This window comes from Streptomyces nanhaiensis (assembly GCF_046614825.1).
GTDB lineage: Bacteria > Actinomycetota > Actinomycetes > Streptomycetales > Streptomycetaceae > Streptomyces > Streptomyces radiopugnans.
The window spans coordinates 1-16,997 of record NZ_JBKJFM010000137.1 but is presented as its reverse complement, the minus strand read 5'-3'; the positions used below and the strand labels follow the sequence as shown (position 1 = coordinate 16,997).

At 73.4% G+C, this 16,997-nt stretch carries 17 protein-coding genes and 3 tRNA genes; 15 read left to right on the top strand and 5 right to left on the bottom strand.

The window, feature by feature from the left end; genetic code table 11:
• The coding region (locus ACLIYP_RS24000) for a patatin-like phospholipase family protein (protein ID WP_412715193.1) at nucleotides 1-776 on the bottom strand (776 nt) is incomplete at its 3' end.
• 204 nt (nucleotides 777-980) lie between these two features.
• On the opposite strand from ACLIYP_RS24000, the gene ACLIYP_RS23995 reads away from it, so the two are divergent.
• The 4 genes from ACLIYP_RS23995 (at nucleotide 981) to ACLIYP_RS23980 (ending at nucleotide 5,523) form a co-directional block, all read left to right on the top strand.
• Nucleotides 981-2,240, top strand: a complete 1,260-nt coding sequence (locus ACLIYP_RS23995; protein ID WP_412715192.1) for an FAD-binding protein — start codon at nucleotides 981-983, stop codon at nucleotides 2,238-2,240.
• 326 nt (nucleotides 2,241-2,566) lie between these two features.
• Entirely contained in the window at nucleotides 2,567-4,138 is a 1,572-nt protein-coding gene (locus ACLIYP_RS23990) for a M28 family metallopeptidase (protein ID WP_412715191.1), read from the top strand.
• Between the two features lie 221 nt (nucleotides 4,139-4,359).
• Complete coding sequence (locus tag ACLIYP_RS23985; protein ID WP_031508611.1) at nucleotides 4,360-4,656, top strand: type II toxin-antitoxin system VapB family antitoxin; 297 nt, start codon at nucleotides 4,360-4,362, stop codon at nucleotides 4,654-4,656.
• 108 nt (nucleotides 4,657-4,764) lie between these two features.
• Nucleotides 4,765-5,523, top strand: coding sequence for a LytR C-terminal domain-containing protein (locus ACLIYP_RS23980; protein ID WP_412715190.1), 759 nt, complete (start codon nucleotides 4,765-4,767; stop codon nucleotides 5,521-5,523).
• Between the two features lie 30 nt (nucleotides 5,524-5,553).
• On the opposite strand, the gene upp is transcribed toward ACLIYP_RS23980, so the two are convergent.
• Nucleotides 5,554-6,189: a uracil phosphoribosyltransferase gene (upp, locus tag ACLIYP_RS23975; protein ID WP_093657319.1), complete on the bottom strand. Its 636-nt coding sequence runs from the start codon at nucleotides 6,187-6,189 to the stop codon at nucleotides 5,554-5,556.
• 95 nt (nucleotides 6,190-6,284) lie between these two features.
• Between upp and ACLIYP_RS23970 the strand changes: the two genes are divergently transcribed.
• From ACLIYP_RS23970 to ACLIYP_RS23940, 7 genes are all read left to right on the top strand, one after another.
• The gene (locus tag ACLIYP_RS23970) at nucleotides 6,285-6,605 is read left to right on the top strand and encodes a hypothetical protein (protein WP_412715194.1); all 321 of its coding nucleotides are present in this window, start codon (nucleotides 6,285-6,287) and stop codon (nucleotides 6,603-6,605) included.
• Between the two features lie 129 nt (nucleotides 6,606-6,734).
• Nucleotides 6,735-7,295: a tRNA adenosine deaminase-associated protein gene (locus ACLIYP_RS23965; RefSeq protein ID WP_412715189.1), complete on the top strand. Its 561-nt coding sequence runs from the start codon at nucleotides 6,735-6,737 to the stop codon at nucleotides 7,293-7,295.
• Between the two features lie 140 nt (nucleotides 7,296-7,435).
• Nucleotides 7,436-8,110 (top strand): tRNA adenosine(34) deaminase TadA, encoded by a 675-nt coding sequence (gene tadA / locus ACLIYP_RS23960; RefSeq protein WP_412715188.1) that lies wholly within the window; start codon nucleotides 7,436-7,438, stop codon nucleotides 8,108-8,110.
• 10 nt (nucleotides 8,111-8,120) lie between these two features.
• Nucleotides 8,121-8,207, top strand: a tRNA-Ser gene (locus ACLIYP_RS23955).
• Nucleotides 8,208-8,391: 184 nt separating this feature from the next.
• Nucleotides 8,392-8,586 (top strand): hypothetical protein, encoded by a 195-nt coding sequence (locus tag ACLIYP_RS23950; RefSeq protein ID WP_412715187.1) that lies wholly within the window; start codon nucleotides 8,392-8,394, stop codon nucleotides 8,584-8,586.
• Nucleotides 8,587-8,778: 192 nt separating this feature from the next.
• Complete coding sequence (locus ACLIYP_RS23945; protein ID WP_410537477.1) at nucleotides 8,779-9,597, top strand: RNA polymerase sigma factor SigF; 819 nt, start codon at nucleotides 8,779-8,781, stop codon at nucleotides 9,595-9,597.
• A 202-nt stretch (nucleotides 9,598-9,799) separates the two neighbouring features.
• Nucleotides 9,800-10,651 carry an RNA polymerase sigma factor SigF gene (locus ACLIYP_RS23940; RefSeq protein ID WP_093657309.1) on the top strand — a complete coding sequence of 284 codons (852 nt, stop codon included), beginning with the start codon at nucleotides 9,800-9,802 and terminating at the stop codon, nucleotides 10,649-10,651.
• Between the two features lie 161 nt (nucleotides 10,652-10,812).
• Here the strand turns inward: ACLIYP_RS23940 and ACLIYP_RS23935 are convergent, their stop codons facing one another.
• Complete coding sequence (locus tag ACLIYP_RS23935; RefSeq protein ID WP_412715186.1) at nucleotides 10,813-11,019, bottom strand: hypothetical protein; 207 nt, start codon at nucleotides 11,017-11,019, stop codon at nucleotides 10,813-10,815.
• Nucleotides 11,020-11,230: 211 nt separating this feature from the next.
• Between ACLIYP_RS23935 and ACLIYP_RS23930 the strand changes: the two genes are divergently transcribed.
• Together ACLIYP_RS23930 and ACLIYP_RS23925 are read left to right on the top strand one after the other, a co-directional pair.
• Nucleotides 11,231-11,731: a MarR family winged helix-turn-helix transcriptional regulator gene (locus tag ACLIYP_RS23930; RefSeq protein WP_412715185.1), complete on the top strand. Its 501-nt coding sequence runs from the start codon at nucleotides 11,231-11,233 to the stop codon at nucleotides 11,729-11,731.
• Nucleotides 11,732-12,048: 317 nt separating this feature from the next.
• A complete protein-coding gene (locus ACLIYP_RS23925) occupies nucleotides 12,049-13,620 on the top strand; it encodes an MDR family MFS transporter (RefSeq protein WP_459076354.1) in 1,572 nt (523 codons plus the stop codon).
• A 231-nt stretch (nucleotides 13,621-13,851) separates the two neighbouring features.
• Here ACLIYP_RS23925 and ACLIYP_RS23920 read toward each other — a convergent pair.
• Together ACLIYP_RS23920 and ACLIYP_RS23915 are read right to left on the bottom strand one after the other, a co-directional pair.
• Nucleotides 13,852-13,924: transfer RNA gene (locus tag ACLIYP_RS23920), tRNA-Arg, on the bottom strand.
• A gap of 270 nt (nucleotides 13,925-14,194) precedes the next feature.
• Nucleotides 14,195-14,285: transfer RNA gene (locus ACLIYP_RS23915), tRNA-Ser, on the bottom strand.
• 247 nt (nucleotides 14,286-14,532) lie between these two features.
• Between ACLIYP_RS23915 and ACLIYP_RS23910 the strand changes: the two genes are divergently transcribed.
• Complete coding sequence (locus ACLIYP_RS23910) at nucleotides 14,533-15,087, top strand: SSI family serine proteinase inhibitor (protein ID WP_412715184.1); 555 nt, start codon at nucleotides 14,533-14,535, stop codon at nucleotides 15,085-15,087.
• Between the two features lie 234 nt (nucleotides 15,088-15,321).
• The coding region (locus ACLIYP_RS23905; RefSeq protein ID WP_412715183.1) for a PAS domain-containing protein at nucleotides 15,322-16,997 on the top strand (1,676 nt) is incomplete at its 3' end.

The following is a 16,997-nucleotide window of genomic DNA, read 5'->3' as shown; positions in this document are numbered from 1 at the left end:
CGGCGGGAGGCGTCCAGGGGGTTGCGGCCGAACGCCCGGCGGGCGGCGGCGTCCGGAACGAGCAGCGCGACCTCCGCCCCCTCGGCCCGCAGCAGGGCGGCGAGCCGCTCGGCCCTCGGGCCCGGCCCGAACGCCCTGGGCAGCGGGGCGAGCACCACCACCCGCCGGTGGCCGAGCGCCAGGTCGGCGTTGGTCGTCGACCGCACGCCGCCGTCGATCCACCACCGCCCGCGCAGGGCGACCGGCGGCCACAGCCCCGGCATCGCGCAGCTCGCGGCGACCGCCCGGAGCAGGTCGGCGCCGCTGCCGGAGTGGAAGGCCTCCAGCGCCCCGGTGTGCGCGTCCACGGCGGTCACGCGCAGCGCCTCCGGCCACTCCCGCACCGGCAGCAGGGCGGCCATCGCCTCCAGCACACCCTCGCCGGAAGCCGTGCGCGCCCCCAGCGCCATCCGCCCCAGCCGCCGCGCCACCGCCTCCGGGGTGCGCCGGCCGAGCTGTGCCCGCACGAACCCCAGTGCCGCGCCGGGGGTGATCCGCGCCTCCGGGCCCGCCGCCTCCGCCCCGAGGCCGGACGCCTCCGACTGCGTCCGGTGGAGCTCCTCCGGATGCTCCCCGGCCGCCAGCCGGGCGCCGACCACGGCCCCCGCCGAGGTGCCGATCACCGTGTCGGCGCGGGCGAGGTCCACACCGGCGGCGGCCAGCCCGGCCAGCACCCCCACCTGCCACGCCCCGCCCGCGTGTCCGCCGCTGCCCAGTACGAGCGCTCTCTCCGCCACGGTGCAGGCCTCCGCCCTCTCCCTCGTCCTCGCCCTCTCCCTCGCGCCGCCCTCCTCCGCCGGCCGTTCCCGCCTACCCACCGCCGCCCGCCGGAAGCCGCCGCCCACCCAGCGCCTCCCCCGCCGCTCCCCGCCCCCGCACCGTCCGTCGCACCGGTGGCATACGCTCGCACGGCCGATCGATCCCACGAGGCTGGAGACTCCATGGCCGCGACGCCCACCAAGCCGACCAACTGGGCCGGGAACGTCGAGTTCGCCGCCCGGACCCTGCACCGCCCGGCCACGACGGACCGGCTGCGCGAGATCGTCGCGTCCTCCCACCGCGTACGGGTGCTGGGCTCGGGCCACTCCTTCAACCGGATCGCCGACACCACCGGCGATCTGATCACCCTCGACGACCTGCCCCGCACGATCGAGGCGGACCGGGCCTCCGGCACCGTCCGGGTCGCCGGCGCGGTCCGGTTCGGCGAGCTGTGCCCGGTGCTGCGGCGGCACGGGCTCGCCCTGCCGAACCTGCCGTCCACCCCGCACTTCACCCTCGCCGGGGCGTACGCCACCGGCACCCACGGCTCGGGCCACACCGGCGGCACGCTGGCCGCCGCCGTACGGTCGGTGGAGCTGGTCACGGCGGACGGCTCGCAGGTCACCGTCTCGCGCGGCGACGCCGGCTTCGAGGGGGCCGTGGTCTCGCTCGGCGCCCTGGGAGCGGTCACCGCCCTGACCCTCGACGCGTGCCCGGCGTTCGAGGTGGAGCAGTACGTGTACGAGGGTCTGCCCTGGGCGGTGCTGACGGAGCGCCCGGAAGAGGTGTTCGGCGCCGCGTACAGCGTCAGCGTCTTCACCGACTGGGCCGGCCCGGCGCGGGTGTGGGCCAAGTGCCGCACCGGTGACCCGCTGCCCGGCCTCGCCCGGACCGGAGCCCGGCCCGCCGACGGCCCCCGTCACCCGATCGAGGGGATGCCCACGGAGAACGCCACCGAGCAGCAGGGCGTGCCCGGGCCGTGGGACGAGCGGCTGCCGCACTTCCGCTCCGGCTTCGTGCCCAGCGCCGGGGACGAGCTCCAGTCGGAGTACTTCGTGCCGGCCGGCCGCGCGGGCGAGGCCTTCGCGGCGCTGCGGGAGCTCGGGCCGCTGCTCGCCCCCGTACTTCAGGTCTCCGAGATACGCACCGTGGCCGCCGATCCGCACTGGCTCAGCCCCGCCCACGGCCGCGACAGCGTCGCCCTCCACTTCACCTGGACGTCCGACGCCGCCGCCGTCGCCCCCGTGCTGCTCCGCGTCGAGGAGGCGCTCGCACCCTTCGACGCGCGCCCCCACTGGGGGAAGCTGTCGTCCACGGAGGCGGAGGCGCTGAGCGCCTCGTACGCGCGCTGGGAGGACTTCCGGGCGCTGCTGGATCGCTTCGATCCGGCGGGCGCGTTCCGCAACGCGCTGATCGACCGTTACTTCCCCCGCGACCGGTAACCGGCGGCCGGTGGCGGGCAGCCGACGGCCGGTCAGCGGACGGCCGCCCCTCGGCCGAAGACCGCGACGGCCGTCGGCCGGAGGGGGGAACGGCGGCGGGCGGTGCGGGGGCGGCGCGAGGCCGGTGTCCCGCATTCCCGGGATCGGACGGGTTTGCCCCCGGCGTGCGAGCGGATCACTTCCCCCAAAACGGGCCAGTTGCGCCGGGAACATTCCCTCAGCGCCGCCCAGTCGCTACCTTCCCTTCAATCGCGTCCGTAACCCGGACACGCAATCCCCCACGTCGAACAGCCCGTCCCAGCTGTCCGCACCGGAAGGATCCTCCCGTGCACGCACCTCTCCGCAGAGGCAGGAAGCGCAGAATCATCGCGGCCACCGCCGCCGCGTCCCTCGCCACCCCCCTGCTGCTCGCCGCCTCCGCCACCTCCGCCGTGGCCAAGCCCGATCCCGGCAAGCAGGGTGAGAAGCTGGCGAAGCAGCTGGTCGAGAAGGCCAGCGCCGACGGCGCCATGAGGCACCTGCGGGCGTTCCAGGCGATCGCCGATGCCAAGGACGACAACCGCGCCGCCGGCTCCGCCGGCTACGACTGGTCGGCGAAGTACGCCGGCACCCTGCTCAAGCTCGCCGGCTACGAGGTCACCTACCAGAACTTCGACTTCGTCTACCGCGAGACGCTCGCGGAGAAGCTGTCGGTCCTGAGCCCCACTCAGCGCGACGTCCCCATCAAGCTGATGACGTACACCGCGAGCACCCCCGAGGGCGGCATCGAGGCCGCTCTCGCGACCGTGCCCGTGGACGCCGACGGCACCACCGGCTGCACCGCCGACGACTTCGCCTCCGGCGACTTCACCGGCAAGATCGCCCTGATCCAGCGCGGCGGCTGCACCTTCGCCGACAAGCAGGCGAACGCCGCCGACGCCGGCGCGGTCGGCGCGATCATCTACAACAACACCGAGGGGGACCTCAACGGCACCCTCGGCGACGCCTCCGCCGGCCGCATCCCCACCGGCGGCATCACCCAGGAGGCCGGCGAGGCGCTGGCGGCCGAGGCCGCCCAGGGCACCGTCACCGTCGGCATGGAGATCCGCGAGTTCCACGAGACCCGCTCCACGCCCAACGTCATCGCCGAGACCCGCGGCGGCGACGAGGACAACGTGGTGATGTTCGGCGCCCACCTGGACTCCGTCGCCGACGGACCGGGCATCAACGACAACGCCTCCGGCTCCGCCGGCATCCTGGAGGCCGCCCTCAAGCTCGCCAAGGCCGACCGCAAGGGCAAGCACGCCAACAAGGTGCGCTTCGCGCTGTGGTCCGCCGAGGAGGTGGGCCTGCAGGGCTCCGAGCACTACGTGACCAGCCTGCCCGAGGCCGAGCGCGAGAAGATCGCCCTCTACCTCAACTTCGACATGATCGCCTCGCCGAACTACGGCCTGTTCGTCTACGACGGCGACGACTCCGACGGCGTCGGCGCCGGCCCGGGCCCCGAGGGCTCGGCGCAGATCGAGCACGCGATCAACACCTTCATGCGCTCGCAGGGCCAGGAGCCGCGCGGCACCGACTTCACCGGCCGCTCCGACTACGGTCCGTTCATCGAGGCCGGCATCCCCTCCGGCGGCACCTTCACCGGTGCCGAGGGCCTCAAGAGCGAGGAGGAGGCCGCTCTGTGGGGCGGCAAGGCCGGTATCGCGTACGACGAGTGCTACCACCAGGCGTGCGACGACATGGGCAACGTCAGCGAGAAGGCGCTCGGCATCAACGTCGACGTGATCGCGAACGCCGTGGGCAACTACGCCTGGGACACCTCCTCCCTGACGGAGGACGTGCCCTTCGAGCCCACCAAGGGCACCGCGGGCAGCGGTGGCGGTCTGCACGACCACGACCACGAGCTGACCTCCTGACGGACACCCGCCGGGAACCCTCCGGACGTCACGCCGACGTCCTGCCGTAACGGCACCCCACCGCGGGCGCCGGGGCATGTGCCCCGGCGCCCGCGGCGCTTTTCCCGCCGCGTGCCCCGGCGGCGCGCGGACCGGCGCCCGGCGGCGCGTGAAACCGGAACACGCCCCGACCCTCCGACGGAAGGCTGCGCCCCGCGCCGCCGGGCCGGTAGGCTTTCCGTGTGATCTTCAAGCGAATCGGAAACGGGCGGCCGTACCCCGACCACGGCCGGGAGAGCACCCGCCAGTGGGCGGATGTCGCCCCACGCCCGGTGCGTCTTGACCAGCTCGTCACCACCAAGGGCCAGCTCGACCTGGAGACCCTGCTCGCCGAGGACTCCACCTTCTACGGCGATCTGTTCGCGCACGTCGTGAAGTGGAACGGGGACCTCTATCTGGAGGACGGCCTCCACCGCGCCGTACGCGCGGCCCTCCAGCAGCGGCAGGTGCTGCACGCCCGGGTGCTCGAGCTCGACTGACGCCCCGGGCCACGCCGTACGGGGCGCGTTGGCCCTTTCGGGGCCGACTGCGGTGGGCGCATTGATCGTTTAGTAGGCATTACGCCGTCCCCGCACTACGCTGCGCCCATGAGCATGCTCACTCCCCCCGGCATGGGCGGCAAGTACCGCATCACGGGTGACAGCTACCCGCGGATGCGGCGCCCGCGCAGGCGCCGCAGGATCATCGCCGCCTCGGTCGCGGCGACCGCCGCCCTCGGTGTGCTCTCCTGGGGGACGGTGCAGCTCCTCGACGCCTTCACGGGCGGCGGCACGAAGGTGCGGGCGGCGGCCGGCGGCTGCGAGCCCTCCGGCGAGGGGGCGGGCGGGAGCGGGAAGGACGGCGGGACCGGCGTGGCGGCGCGCTCCGCCGACGGCACCGGCGCCGCACCGAGCGCCCTGCCGAAGCCGTCCGCCGTCACCGTCAACGTCTACAACGCCACCACCCGCAGCGGCCTGGCCAGGAAGACGGCGGACGCACTGGAGAAGCGCGGCTTCACCATCGGCGAGGTGGCCAACGCCCCGGCCTCCCTCGACAAGAAGGTGAAGGAGACCGGGCTCCTGATGGGCCCGCCCGCCGCGTACGGGAACGGCGCGTTCGACGTCCTGCTCGCCCAGTTGCCCGGGGCGGAGGTCAGGGCGGTCGAGCGCGGGGCCGCCGAGGACGCCGGGAAGAGCCGGGACTCCGGGAGCGGGAAGAAGGACCCGGGCAAGGGCGCCGGGAAGACCGAGATCGACCTGGTGATCGGCAAGGCGTTCAAGGCCCTGGCGGAGGAGAGGGAGGTGCGCAAGGCCATGGCGGCCCTCGCCTCCCCCTCCCCCTCGCCCTCTCCCTCGGGCTGCCGGTAGGCGCCCCGGCGGCCGGGCGCGGCGGACGGGTCAGCCCGCCGTCCCGTACATGCGGTCGCCCGCGTCGCCCAGGCCCGGGACGATGTAGCCGTCCTCGTTGAGCCGCTCGTCGACCGAGGCGGTCACCACCGTCACCGGCGTGCCCGCCAGCTCGCGCTCCATCAGCTCCACACCCTCGGGCGCGGCCAGCAGGCAGAGCGCCGTGACGTCGTCGGCGCCGCGCCGGATCAGCTCCCGGATCGCCGCGACCAGCGTGCCGCCGGTGGCCAGCATCGGGTCCAGGACGTACACCTGGCGACCGGAGAGGTCGTCGGGCATCCGGGTGGCGTACGTGGACGCCTGGAGGGTGCGCTCGTCGCGGATCATGCCCAGGAAGCCCACCTCGGCGGTCGGCAGCAGCCGCACCATCCCGTCGAGCATTCCCAGCCCGGCCCGCAGGATCGGCACCACCAGGGGGCGCGGGTGGGACAGCCGCACGCCCGTGGTGGCCGTCACCGGGGTCCTGATGTCGACCGGCTCGATGCGCACGTCCCGGGTGGCCTCGTAGGCGAGCAGGGTCACCAGCTCGTCGGCGAGGCGCCGGAAGGTCGGGGAGTCGGTGCGCTCGTCGCGCAGCGTGGTGAGTTTGTGCGCCACCAGCGGGTGGTCGACGACGTGAATCCGCATGCCATCGACAGTAGCCGAGGCCCTTTTCCCGCTCGCACTGGCGTACAGGCGCCTTTTCGGGGGACAGTGAACAGGTACGACCGGAGGTGGGCCGTATGACCGGACCGAGGCAGCAGCACGACGACACGCCCGACGACCGTCGGGCGCTCATACGCGAGGACCAGCGGAGCCAGAAGGAGCGGGGCCAGGACCAGCGGGACCGCCGGGGGTCCGGGGAGCGCCCCGCGGGCACCCGGGCCACCGGGAGCCCCGCGGCTCCGGTGGCCGCGGACAGCGACGCGGAGCGGCGCCGCCGCCGGGCGGTCTTCCTGCGCGAACTGAACGAGGCCAAGGCCCTGCGCGAACGGGTTCAGCCGCGCCGCGCCCGCACCGCGCGCATGCGCCAGGCGATGCGAATGAGGACATTCCGCTGGTAGTCCGGCGCAACACCCACGCGACGCACGGTCGAAGACCTCTCGCGGAGCGCCGGTTTCTGCCACGATTCCGATTGGGCGGGGCGCGGTCCCGTCAGCACTCGGGCACCTGAAACCAGTGGGAGAGTCACGGTGTACTTCGCCGCACTGCTCGCGCGCACCGAAGACGGGTGGGAAGCGAGCGACACGGAACTCGACGAGGTCGAGACCCTGGCCGATCTCGCCGACCTGGCCCGGGAGGCCGCCGAGGACGACGAGCCGGTCCTGGTCTGCATCGAACAGGAGGGCGCCTGGTTCGGCGTCGTCCGGGTGGAGGGCGAGGACGATCCCCGCATCTTCGTCTCGGACGCGGCCGCGGCCGCGCGCAGCTCCTACGGGGAGATCCTGCTCACCGACGAACTCCTCGGCCGCGAGCCGGGCGGCGAGGAGGACCTCGACCTCCTCGTGGACCTCGACGGCACGGAGGACGGCGAGCCGCCGAGCGGCAGGGAGGACGACGAGGACGGGGACGCGGGGGACGACGAGGACACGGCGGCGCGGGCCGGCGCCCCGGCGGGACCGGTCGGCGACGTCGAGCTGCTGGCCGACTTCGGCGTGGACGGCACGGCGCTGCTCTCGCTGACCTCCGAGGACGCGCTGACCGAGATCGCCGACGCGCTCGGCTGCACGGACATGCTGGAGGCCGTCAGGTAGCCGGGGCCCGCACCCGGGCCCTCCGCCTCCGTACGTCTCGTACGCCCCGCACGCCCCCTGGGCCCCGCGCGTCCCGCGGGGCCCGGTCGACGTGCCCGCCCGCCGTACGCGGGGCCGGGGCGGGCGGGGACACTGGGCGCATGAGCGTTCCGCCGGACCCGCGGGCCCCCTCCCCGGACTCCCCCGACTCCCCCGACTCCCAGAGCCCCCGGACCACCCGGACCGCCCGGGACCTCCCCGGCGAGGCGGCCGACCCGCTGCGCGACCCGTGGCGGACGGCCATGCGCCGCGCCCTGGCCGAGGCCGTACGGGCCCCCGGGACCGGTGACGTGCCCGTCGGCGCGGTCGTCCTGGGCCCGGACGGCGCGGTCCTGGGGCTGGGCCGCAACGAGCGCGAGGCGACCGGCGACCCCACCGCGCACGCGGAGGTCGTGGCGATCCGCGAGGCCGCCCGGGCGGTCGGCGAGTGGCGGCTGTCGGGCTGCACCCTGGTGGTGACGCTGGAGCCGTGCACGATGTGCGCGGGCGCGATCGTGCTGTCCCGGCTGGAGAGGGTCGTCTACGGAGCGGTGGACGAGAAGGCGGGCGCGGCGGGTTCCCTGTGGGACGTCGTGCGCGACCGCAGGCTCAACCACCGGCCCGAGGTGGTCTCCGGGGTGCTGGCGCGGGAGTGCGGGGCACTGCTCACCGACTTCTTCCGCGCCCCTTCCCGTACGCCGTCCCGTACGCCGTCCCGTACGCCGCGGGGGGCCGCGGAGGGCCGGAACGGCACTTCCCCCGGAACCGATTTCGGCCCACGCCCGACCATGGGCTAGGCTTCCTCCCGGTAGCGTGTCCGAGCGGCCGAAGGAGCTCGCCTCGAAAGCGAGTGTGGGGGCAACTCCACCGTGGGTTCAAATCCCACCGCTACCGCGGCAGTCGAAGGGCCCCCTCCCCGAGGGGGCCCTTCGCCGTGTTCCGGCCCCGCACGCCCGCCCCCTCCCCACTCCCTCTCCGCCGTACGGCGGGGCGGCCCGCGCAACCCCTGGGAGCGCCGGTCGCGGCCGGTTAGACTCTCGCAACCGCTTGGGCGGTCCTGTGTTCGGGGGCACCCGGGATGTTCGGGGATGTTCGGGGAGAGGCAAGCGCCGTGGACGTGAAGAAGGTCGTGCTCTACATACTCCTCGTCTTCATCCTGTACTCGATCATCACCTCCCCCGGCCGCTCCGCCGAACTCGTCGGCATCGGCTTCGAGGGCATCTCCAGCGCCGCGAAGGGCGTCGGGACCTTCATGACCGAACTGGTGAACTGAACGGGCCGCCCGTACGAGTTCACCCGTACGAGCCCCGCCCCCGTAATCCCGGAGGCGCCCCCCGGACGGCCGTCCGCCGTGCGCGCACCGCAACAACACGAAGTTATGCGGTGCTTGCCCATGATGCATATACCTTGTGATGCTATGACCGCTTTTGCCGGATGAGACAACCGTGAAGGGGTTGGACGAACGGTGGCGGCCACGCAGACCCTTCCCCGGATCCCGACGGGGGCAGCCCCCAGCCGTCGGAGCGCGGAGACCCGCGCCCTGACCCAGGTGCTCTTCGAGCGGCTCTCCGGCCTGGAGCCCGGCTCCTCCGAGCACGACCGGGTGCGCGGGGCCCTCATCGAGGCCAACCTCCCCCTCGTCCGCTACGTCGCCGCCCGCTTCCGCAGCCGCAACGAGCCGATGGAGGACATCGTCCAGGTCGGCACCATCGGCCTGATCAACGCCATCGACCGCTTCGACCCCGGGCGGGGGGTGCAGTTCCCCACCTTCGCCATGCCGACGATCGTCGGCGAGATCCGGCGCTACTTCCGCGACAACGTCCGCACCGTGCACGTGCCGCGCCGGCTGCACGAGATGTGGGTGCAGGTCAGCAGCGCGACGGAGGACCTGACCGTGCTGCACGGCCGCTCCCCCACCACCGCCGAGATCGCCGAGCGGCTGCGGATCGCCGAGGAGGACGTGCTGGCCTGCCTGGAGGCCGGGCGCGCCTACCGCGCCACCTCCCTGGAGGCCGCCCAGGAGCGCGACGACGGCATGCCCGGGCTGATCGACCGGCTCGGCTACGAGGACCCGGCCCTGGACGGCGTGGAGCACCGCGATCTGGTGCGGCACCTGCTCGTCCAGCTCCCCGAGCGGGAGCAGCGGATCCTGCTGCTGCGGTACTACCGGAACCTGACGCAGTCGCAGATCAGCGCGGAGCTGGGCGTGTCGCAGATGCACGTGTCCCGGCTGCTGTCGCGGAGCTTCGCCCGGCTCCGTGCCGCAAACTCCATCGACGCGTAACCCCCGCGGGTGACACCCGTACGGGCGCATCACCATCCCGAGCTGTGCAGTTTTATCGACAAGGGGCTACGTCGTGTTGCTGACTTGTGACATTCTGCGAGAAGTGCGTTTGCCGCGACGGCACCGCCGGTATTGACCGGGAGGTGCCTCCCTCACACCCGAGGGTGCCGCCGCGATCCGTCCGCGACCTCAAGGGGGTGGCATGTCCGTAGAACTGGGCAGCTCGAAGGTGCTCGCCGAGCCCGACACCAAGGCCGACGACGCACCGTACGTTCCCTCAGACTGCGACGCCATCGACACCCGGACCCTCTCCCGCTCCCTGTTCCAGCGGCTCGCCGCGCTCGACGCCGACAGCCCGGAACGCGTCTACGTCCGAGACACCCTCATCGAGTTGAACCTCCCGCTCGTGCGGTACGCGGCGGCCCGCTTCCGCAGCCGCAACGAGCCGATGGAGGACATCGTCCAGGTCGGCACCATCGGCCTGATCAAGGCCATCGACCGCTTCGACTGCGAACGGGGCGTGGAGTTCCCGACGTTCGCGATGCCGACGGTGGTCGGCGAGATCAAGCGCTTCTTCCGGGACACCTCCTGGTCGGTGCGCGTCCCCCGGCGCCTGCAGGAGCTGCGCCTGGCACTCACCAAGGCCGGCGACGAACTGTCGCAGAAGCTCGACCGCTCCCCGACGGTGGCCGAACTGGCCGCCGCCCTCGGGGTGTCCGAGGAGGACGTGGTGGACGGGCTGGCCGTGGGCAACGCCTACACGGCCAGCTCCCTGGACTCCCCCGCCCCGGAGGAGGAGGGCGGCGAGGGCTCCCTCGCGGACCGGCTGGGGTACGAGGACAGCGCGCTGGAGGGTGTGGAGTACCGCGAGTCGCTCAAGCCGCTGCTCGCCAAGCTCCCGCCGCGCGAGCGGCAGATCATCATGCTGCGCTTCTTCGGGAACATGACGCAGTCGCAGATCGGTGAGCGGGTCGGCATCTCGCAGATGCACGTCTCGCGTCTGCTGACCCGTACGCTCGCGCAGCTCAGAGAGGGCCTGATCTCGGAGGAGTGACGGTCCGCCCCCGCGGGGGCGGACCGGCGCGAAGAAGCCGCGAGAAGGCGCGACACGAAGACGCGGGCAGCCGCCGGGGCGGTACGACACCGTCCCGGCGGCTGCCCGCGTTCACTTCCGTCTCCAGCGGCGCGGGGCGGGGCCGCCCCGCCCGGAAGCGCTCAGGAGAGGGCGAACCAGACGACCGCCGCGATCACCACGAGGACCGCGACGACGCCCACGATCAGACCGACCCTGGGGCCGGAGGACGGAGTCGCCGCGGGCGGGCGCGGCCCGTCCTCGTCGACGAAGGCGCGGAACATCTGGGTGCTGCCGGCCGGGTCGTGGCCGCCTGCCGGACCCTGGGGTGCATGAGGGTTGTGAGCCATGCCTCCGGACCCTAGCGAACGGGCCCGGCGCCGGTCACCCCCGGCCGCACACCCGTTCCGCCCGTACGGCGGCCGCCGCGGCGCTTGGTGTACCGCACACCTGTTCTTGGGGAACTGTTTGCCCCCTCACACCCGATTTTATTTGCTTGGGGCAACCAACGAACATATGCTTGCACTAAGCAACGATTGCTGCGGCGGTGAGGAGGACCCGGTGACAGCACACACCCGCTACGAGGACCTGGCCCGGGAACTGGGCTCCGTCGGCGCCGTCCGGCGCGAGCTGGCCCGCAATCTGCCGCACGACTGCCCGCCCGCGCCCGCGGTCGTGCTGACGCTGCTGGGGCGGCACGGTGAGCTGCGGATGACACGGCTCGCCGATCTGATGGCCATCGACATGTCCGTCACCAGCCGCCATGTCGCGTACGCGGTGGAGCGCGGCTGGGTCGACCGCCGGCCCGACCCCCTCGACGGCCGGGTCCGGCTGCTGCGGCTGACCGGGAGCGGCGAGCGGATGCTGGCCGAGATGCACCGCCGCACCAGCGACACGCTCGCGCACCTCCTCGGCGACTGGCCGGAGGAGGACGTGACCCGCCTCACCGATCTGCTGGCGAGACTGCGCGCGAGCTTCGGCGACTGCGGCTGCGGCTGCCGCACCGCCCCCCGCGGCACCCGTCCCCTCCCGCCGCAGCACCCTCCCGCCGCGCACGACTGATCACCCGCACACCCCACGTACCGCAGGCACCCGCACGTACCTCACGCACCACCGGGCCAGTACTGCCGCCCCGCCGAGCCGCCGTACCGCCGAGGCCCGCCCCGCCCCGCCGTGCCCGGGTGCACGGCCGTCCGGACCACCCGGAACCGTCCGGGCCCGCGCCCGGCCGCCCGGACCGCAGAACCACGGCGTGCCGTGACACGCCGCCCGACGCCGGAAGAGACACGGAAAGCAAGGAGCGCATGGCAACGTCCACACCCTCGGAGGCGCCGAAGGGCGACACCGCCCGTACCGCCCCGGGCGCCGAACAGGTGCCCATGACGCACCGCCAGATCATGGAGGCGCTGTCCGGGCTGCTGCTCGGCATGTTCGTCTCCGTCCTGTCCTCCACAGTCGTCTCCAACGCCCTCCCCCGGATCATCTCGGACCTGGGCGGTGGCCAGAGCGCGTACACCTGGGTGGTCACGGCGGCGCTGCTGACCATGACCGCCTCCACCCCGCTGTGGGGCAAGCTCGCCGACCTCTACAGCAAGAAGATGCTGGTCCAGTCGGCCCTGGTGCTCTTCGTCCTGGCCTCCGCCGGGGCCGGTCTGGCCCAGGACACCGGCACCCTGATCGCCTTCCGGGCGGTACAGGGCCTGGGCGCGGGAGGTCTGGCCGCGCTCTCCCAGATCATCATCGCCGCGATGATCCCCCCGCGTGAGCGCGGCCGCTACAGCGGCTACCTGGGCGCCACCTTCGCCGTCGCCACCGTCGGCGGTCCGCTGCTCGGCGGTGTGATCACCGACGCATCCTGGCTCGGCTGGCGCTGGTGCTTCTACGTCGGCGTGCCCTTCGCCGTCCTCGCCCTGATCGTGCTCCAGAAGACGCTGCACCTGCCCGTGGTGAAGCGCGAGAACGTGAAGGTGGACTGGCTGGGCGCCTCCCTGATCACCGCCGCCGTCTCCCTGCTGCTGATCTGGGTGACCCTGGCCGGGGACCGGTACGACTGGCTGTCCTGGCAGACGTACACGATGGTCGGCGCCGCGCTCCTGCTGACCCTGGCCTTCGTCCTCACCGAGTCGCGCGCCGCCGAACCGATCATCCCGCTGGGCCTGTTCCGCAACCGCACGATCACGCTCACCGCGCTGGCCTCGCTCTTCGTCGGCATCGCGATGTTCGGCGCGACCGTCTTCCTCAGCCAGTACTTCCAGCTCGCCCGCGGCGAGTCGCCGACGATGTCCGGCGTGCTGACGATCCCGATGATCGGCGGGCTGTTCCTCTCCTCCACCGTCTCCGGTCTGGTCATCACCCGCACCGGCCGCTGGAAGGCGTGGCTGGTGGTCGGTGGCGTCCTGCTGACGGCCGGGCTCGGCCTGCTGGGCACCATGCGGTACGACACCCCGTACTGGCGGATCGCGCTCTTCATGGCCCTGCTGGGCGCCGGCGTCGGCATGATGATGCAGAACCTTGTCCTGGCCACCCAGAACCAGGTCGCGCTCTCCGAGCTCGGCGCGGCCAGCTCCGTACTCGCCTTCTTCCGCTCCCTCGGCGGCGCGGTCGGCGTCTCGGTGCTGGGCGCGGTGCTCGCCCACCGCATCACCGACTACGTGACCGACGGCATGACGAGGCTGGGCATCCGGCCCGAGGGCGCCACCGGCGGCAACGGCAGCGCCATCCCGGACCTGAACGCCCTCCCGGGCCCGGTCCGCACGGTCGTCGAGAGCGCGTACGGCCACGGTGTTGCCGACATCTACCTCTACGCCGCGCCGATGGCGGTGGTCGCGCTGCTGCTGGTGCTGTTCGTCAAGGAGGTGCCGCTGCGCACCCGGCTCGACGAGCAGACCGACACCGGCAAGGAGGAGCGGCAGCCGGAGAAGGCCACCACCGCCACTGGCCGGACCGCCTGACCCCTGCCGCCCCACACCCGCAGGGTCGGGACCGCGCACGCGGTCCCGACCCTGCTCGTTGTGCTCACCCTGCCGGGGCATCGGCCGGACGGGCCCCGATGTTTCCCGTGAAACATCGCAGTACGACAAATCCCCGCTCCGGGCGAGCGACTGCCTCCGGGCGGCCTACCGCCGCTACAGCAGTACACATGCGAGAGGCCCCGCCGTGTCCGGCGGGGCCTCTCAGTGCTGCGCGCTCGGCAGGATTCGAACCTGCAACCTTCTGATCCGTAGTCAGATGCTCTATCCGTTAAGCTACGAGCGCTTGGCTTCCCGGCTTTTCCTTGCCGGTCGGCGTTGCGGGAACAACATTACATGACCTCCGCCCAGAGGTGAAATCCATTCGGTCAACACGGCCTGACCTGCGGTGATGCCCGACAGAAGGCGCTCGAAGACCCTGTCGCCGACCCCGGCGAACCCTGGCGCCCCTCTGCGGGCCTCCGGAGCGTGCGGGATCGCCGGGGCGCGCGAACCCCTGGAACGGAAGAAGCCCCGGCCGCACGGGCCGGGGCTTCGGTGATCACGATGATCGAAGCGGAGGCTGAGGGATTTGAACCCTCGATGGGCTTTAAGGCCCAAACCGCATTAGCAGTGCGGCGCCATAGACCAGACTAGGCGAAGCCTCCCCACGCGCCGCGTCACCGCGACGTGTGTGTGCTGATGATGGCACAGCCCGGGGGCTGTCTCCAATCGGAGCCTACGTTACCCGGCTGGCGGGTCCCCCGGCAAAGGGCTTTGCCCCTGGTGGCGGCACCGGTGGTGCGGCGGGCGGGTGGAGGTGCGCAACGGCGTGCGCGGTGGCGCGTTGGAAGGGGGAGGGAAGAACCCGCAGTCGCGCGGGTCCGCCCGCACCACACCTTCGCAGGAGCCGCCATGCCGCGCCGCCGTAACGCCGCGGTCCTCGCCGGGACCGCCGTACTCGCCACCGTGCTCACCCCCGCGTCCGCCCCCGCCGTCGCCGTGCCCACCGCCGCACCCGCCTCCGCGCGCCCCTGGCCGGCGCCCATGCCCGTGCCCGAGCCCGTGATGCCGGCCGCCCGGCAGGACCAGCTCACCATCACCGTCTCCACCTCCCCGGAGGGCGTCGCGGCACCGCACACGGCACCGCGGGGAGTACGCGGGGGCGGGGCGCCGACCCGGCGGACGCACACCCTCGACTGCCACCCCGCGGGCGGCACCCACCCCGACGCCCCCGCCGCCTGCGACGCCGTCGACCGGGCCTCCCAGGGACCGCGCGACCCCTGGCAGCCCGTCCCCGAGGACGCGATGTGCGCCCAGATCCACGGCGGCCCGGCCACCGCCCGTATCACCGGAGTGTGGCGCGGACAGCGGGTGGACGCCTCGTTCCGGCGTACGGACGGCTGCGAGATCGCCCGCTGGAACGCCCTCGTGCCCGCCCTCCCCGGCCCCGAGGAACTGGGGGAGTGACGGACCTCATACCCCGGCCCGGCCCCGGGCCGGGGTTCTCCCCACCCTCCCCACGCATCCGCCGTCGCTTCCGCCACCGCTGGCCGTAGACTTCCCCCCTAGTGGCATGCGCGGGGGAGCGGCGCACCGGTCCGGTTCCGGCCCGGTCCCGGCCCCGGTCCCGGTTCACCAGTCCCGGCCCGGTCCCGGCACCGCCACTGTGCACCAGCTGGTCAGCAGGGAGGATGCGTCGTCGTGAGCAGCAGGCCATCCCGAGGCGCTGCTCGCCTCGCAGCCATACTCGACGCACTGCCGGACGCGTTGCTCCTCGTGAACTGCAACGGCACGGTCGTCAACGCCAACAGCATCGCCCTGGAGGTCTTCGAGTCCCCGGGCACGGCCCTGGTCGGGCGCGGACTGCTCGACCTGCTCCCGGACTTCGACTCCAAGCTCATCCCCGGCTCGATGCGCCGCCCCGACGACGCCCCCCAGCCCCGCACCAAGCCGACGCGGATGGTGGCCCGGCGCACCGACGGGACCCAGTTCATGGTCGAGGTGACCAGCGCCAACCTGGAGGACGGGCGCACCCCCTACGAGTCGTCCTTCGAGGCCGCCTTCGCCGACCACGGCAACAGCTACACCGGCGACGAGCTGCTCATGCTCGTCGTCCGCGACCTCACCGGCACCGTCGACACCGAGGCCGAGCTGGCCCGGCAGCAGCGCCAGACCGAGATGATCCTGCGCGCCGCGGCCGAGGGCGTGGTGGGCGTGGACACCGAGGGCCGGGTCGTCCTGGTCAACCCGGCCGCCGCGCAGATCCTCGGCTACCGGGCCGGCGAGCTGGGCGGGCAGAAGCTCCACCCGCTCGTCCACCACTCGCGTCCCGACGGCAGCCAGCTCCCCTGGGAGGAGACGCCGCTCGCCGACAGCCTGCGCTCCGGGCGCAAGCACCGGGTGCGCGGACAGGTGCTGTGGACCAAGGACGGGCGCGCGGTGCCGGTCGACATGACGACCGCGCCGGTGCGCGACGGCGACCAGCTCGTCGGCGCGGTGCTCGCCTTCACCGACCGCACCGCCTACGACGCCCTCGTCGCACGCCACGAGCAGCTCCTGGCCGTACTGGAGAGCGGGCTGCGCGGACCGCTGGAGCAACTCCGCGGCGAGCTGGGCGGACTGGCGGCCGATCCGGCCGGCCAGCTGTGGCCGGAGGCGAACCAGACGCTGCACTACCTGGCCGCCGGTTACGCGCGCATGACCACGCTCGTGGACAACGTGCTGGGCTACCAGCGGCTGGACGCGGGTGCCGAGCGTCTCGCGCGCGAGACGGTGTCGCTGGACGAGGTGGTCTCGGCCGGCGTCGAGGGCGCGATCGAGCTGATCGGGCCCGGACGCGCGCAGTTCGCGGTGCACGCCCCGCCGGTCGAGGTGGAGGTGGACCCGGTACGGCTGGCGCAGGCACTGGCCCATCTGGTCGCGGACGTGGCCGGCGTGGACGCGACCGGCAACGCGCAGGGCCCCGCCTCCGGCGACTCGACGATCGTGGTCGCTGCGGCACAGCGCGGGGACGTGGTGCGCATCGAGGTGCGCGGCCCGTACGGCGGCGGCAGCCCGGTGCACGAGCCGCTGGTGCGCGGGATCGTGCGGCGGCACGGCGGGGTGCTCCAGACCCACCAGGTGCCCGGGGCGGGAGGCGGCAGCGCCTACGTCCTGGAGGTGCCGGTCGGCTCCCCCGACCCGGCGAAGGCGGCGGCCCGGCGGAAGCGGGGCGCCCAGGAGTCCCGGGGCTCCCAGGACGCGCGGGCTTCCCAGGACACGCAGGACACGCAGGGCGCCCTGGACGCGCACTCCGCCGCCCAGGGCGGGGGCGAGACGACGGTGATGCCCGTGCCGTCGCAGCCGGTGCGCGGCACGCCCGCCGCGCACGCGGCGGG

What these genes read in the sequence shown, in the direction of transcription:
- ACLIYP_RS23995 (WP_412715192.1), top strand. Translation starts at nt 981, where the DNA reads ATGGCCGCGACGCCCACCAAGCCGACCAACTGGGCCGGGAACGTCGAG.
- ACLIYP_RS23980 (WP_412715190.1), top strand. Translation starts at nt 4,765, where the DNA reads ATGAGCATGCTCACTCCCCCCGGCATGGGCGGCAAGTACCGCATCACG.
- upp (WP_093657319.1), bottom strand. Translation starts at nt 6,189, where the DNA reads ATGCGGATTCACGTCGTCGACCACCCGCTGGTGGCGCACAAACTCACC.
- ACLIYP_RS23970 (WP_412715194.1), top strand. Translation starts at nt 6,285, where the DNA reads ATGACCGGACCGAGGCAGCAGCACGACGACACGCCCGACGACCGTCGG.
- tadA (WP_412715188.1), top strand. Translation starts at nt 7,436, where the DNA reads ATGAGCGTTCCGCCGGACCCGCGGGCCCCCTCCCCGGACTCCCCCGAC.
- ACLIYP_RS23950 (WP_412715187.1), top strand. Translation starts at nt 8,392, where the DNA reads ATGTTCGGGGATGTTCGGGGAGAGGCAAGCGCCGTGGACGTGAAGAAG.
- ACLIYP_RS23940 (WP_093657309.1), top strand. Translation starts at nt 9,800, where the DNA reads ATGTCCGTAGAACTGGGCAGCTCGAAGGTGCTCGCCGAGCCCGACACC.
- ACLIYP_RS23935 (WP_412715186.1), bottom strand. Translation starts at nt 11,019, where the DNA reads ATGGCTCACAACCCTCATGCACCCCAGGGTCCGGCAGGCGGCCACGAC.
- ACLIYP_RS23925 (WP_459076354.1), top strand. Translation starts at nt 12,049, where the DNA reads ATGACGCACCGCCAGATCATGGAGGCGCTGTCCGGGCTGCTGCTCGGC.
- ACLIYP_RS23910 (WP_412715184.1), top strand. Translation starts at nt 14,533, where the DNA reads ATGCCGCGCCGCCGTAACGCCGCGGTCCTCGCCGGGACCGCCGTACTC.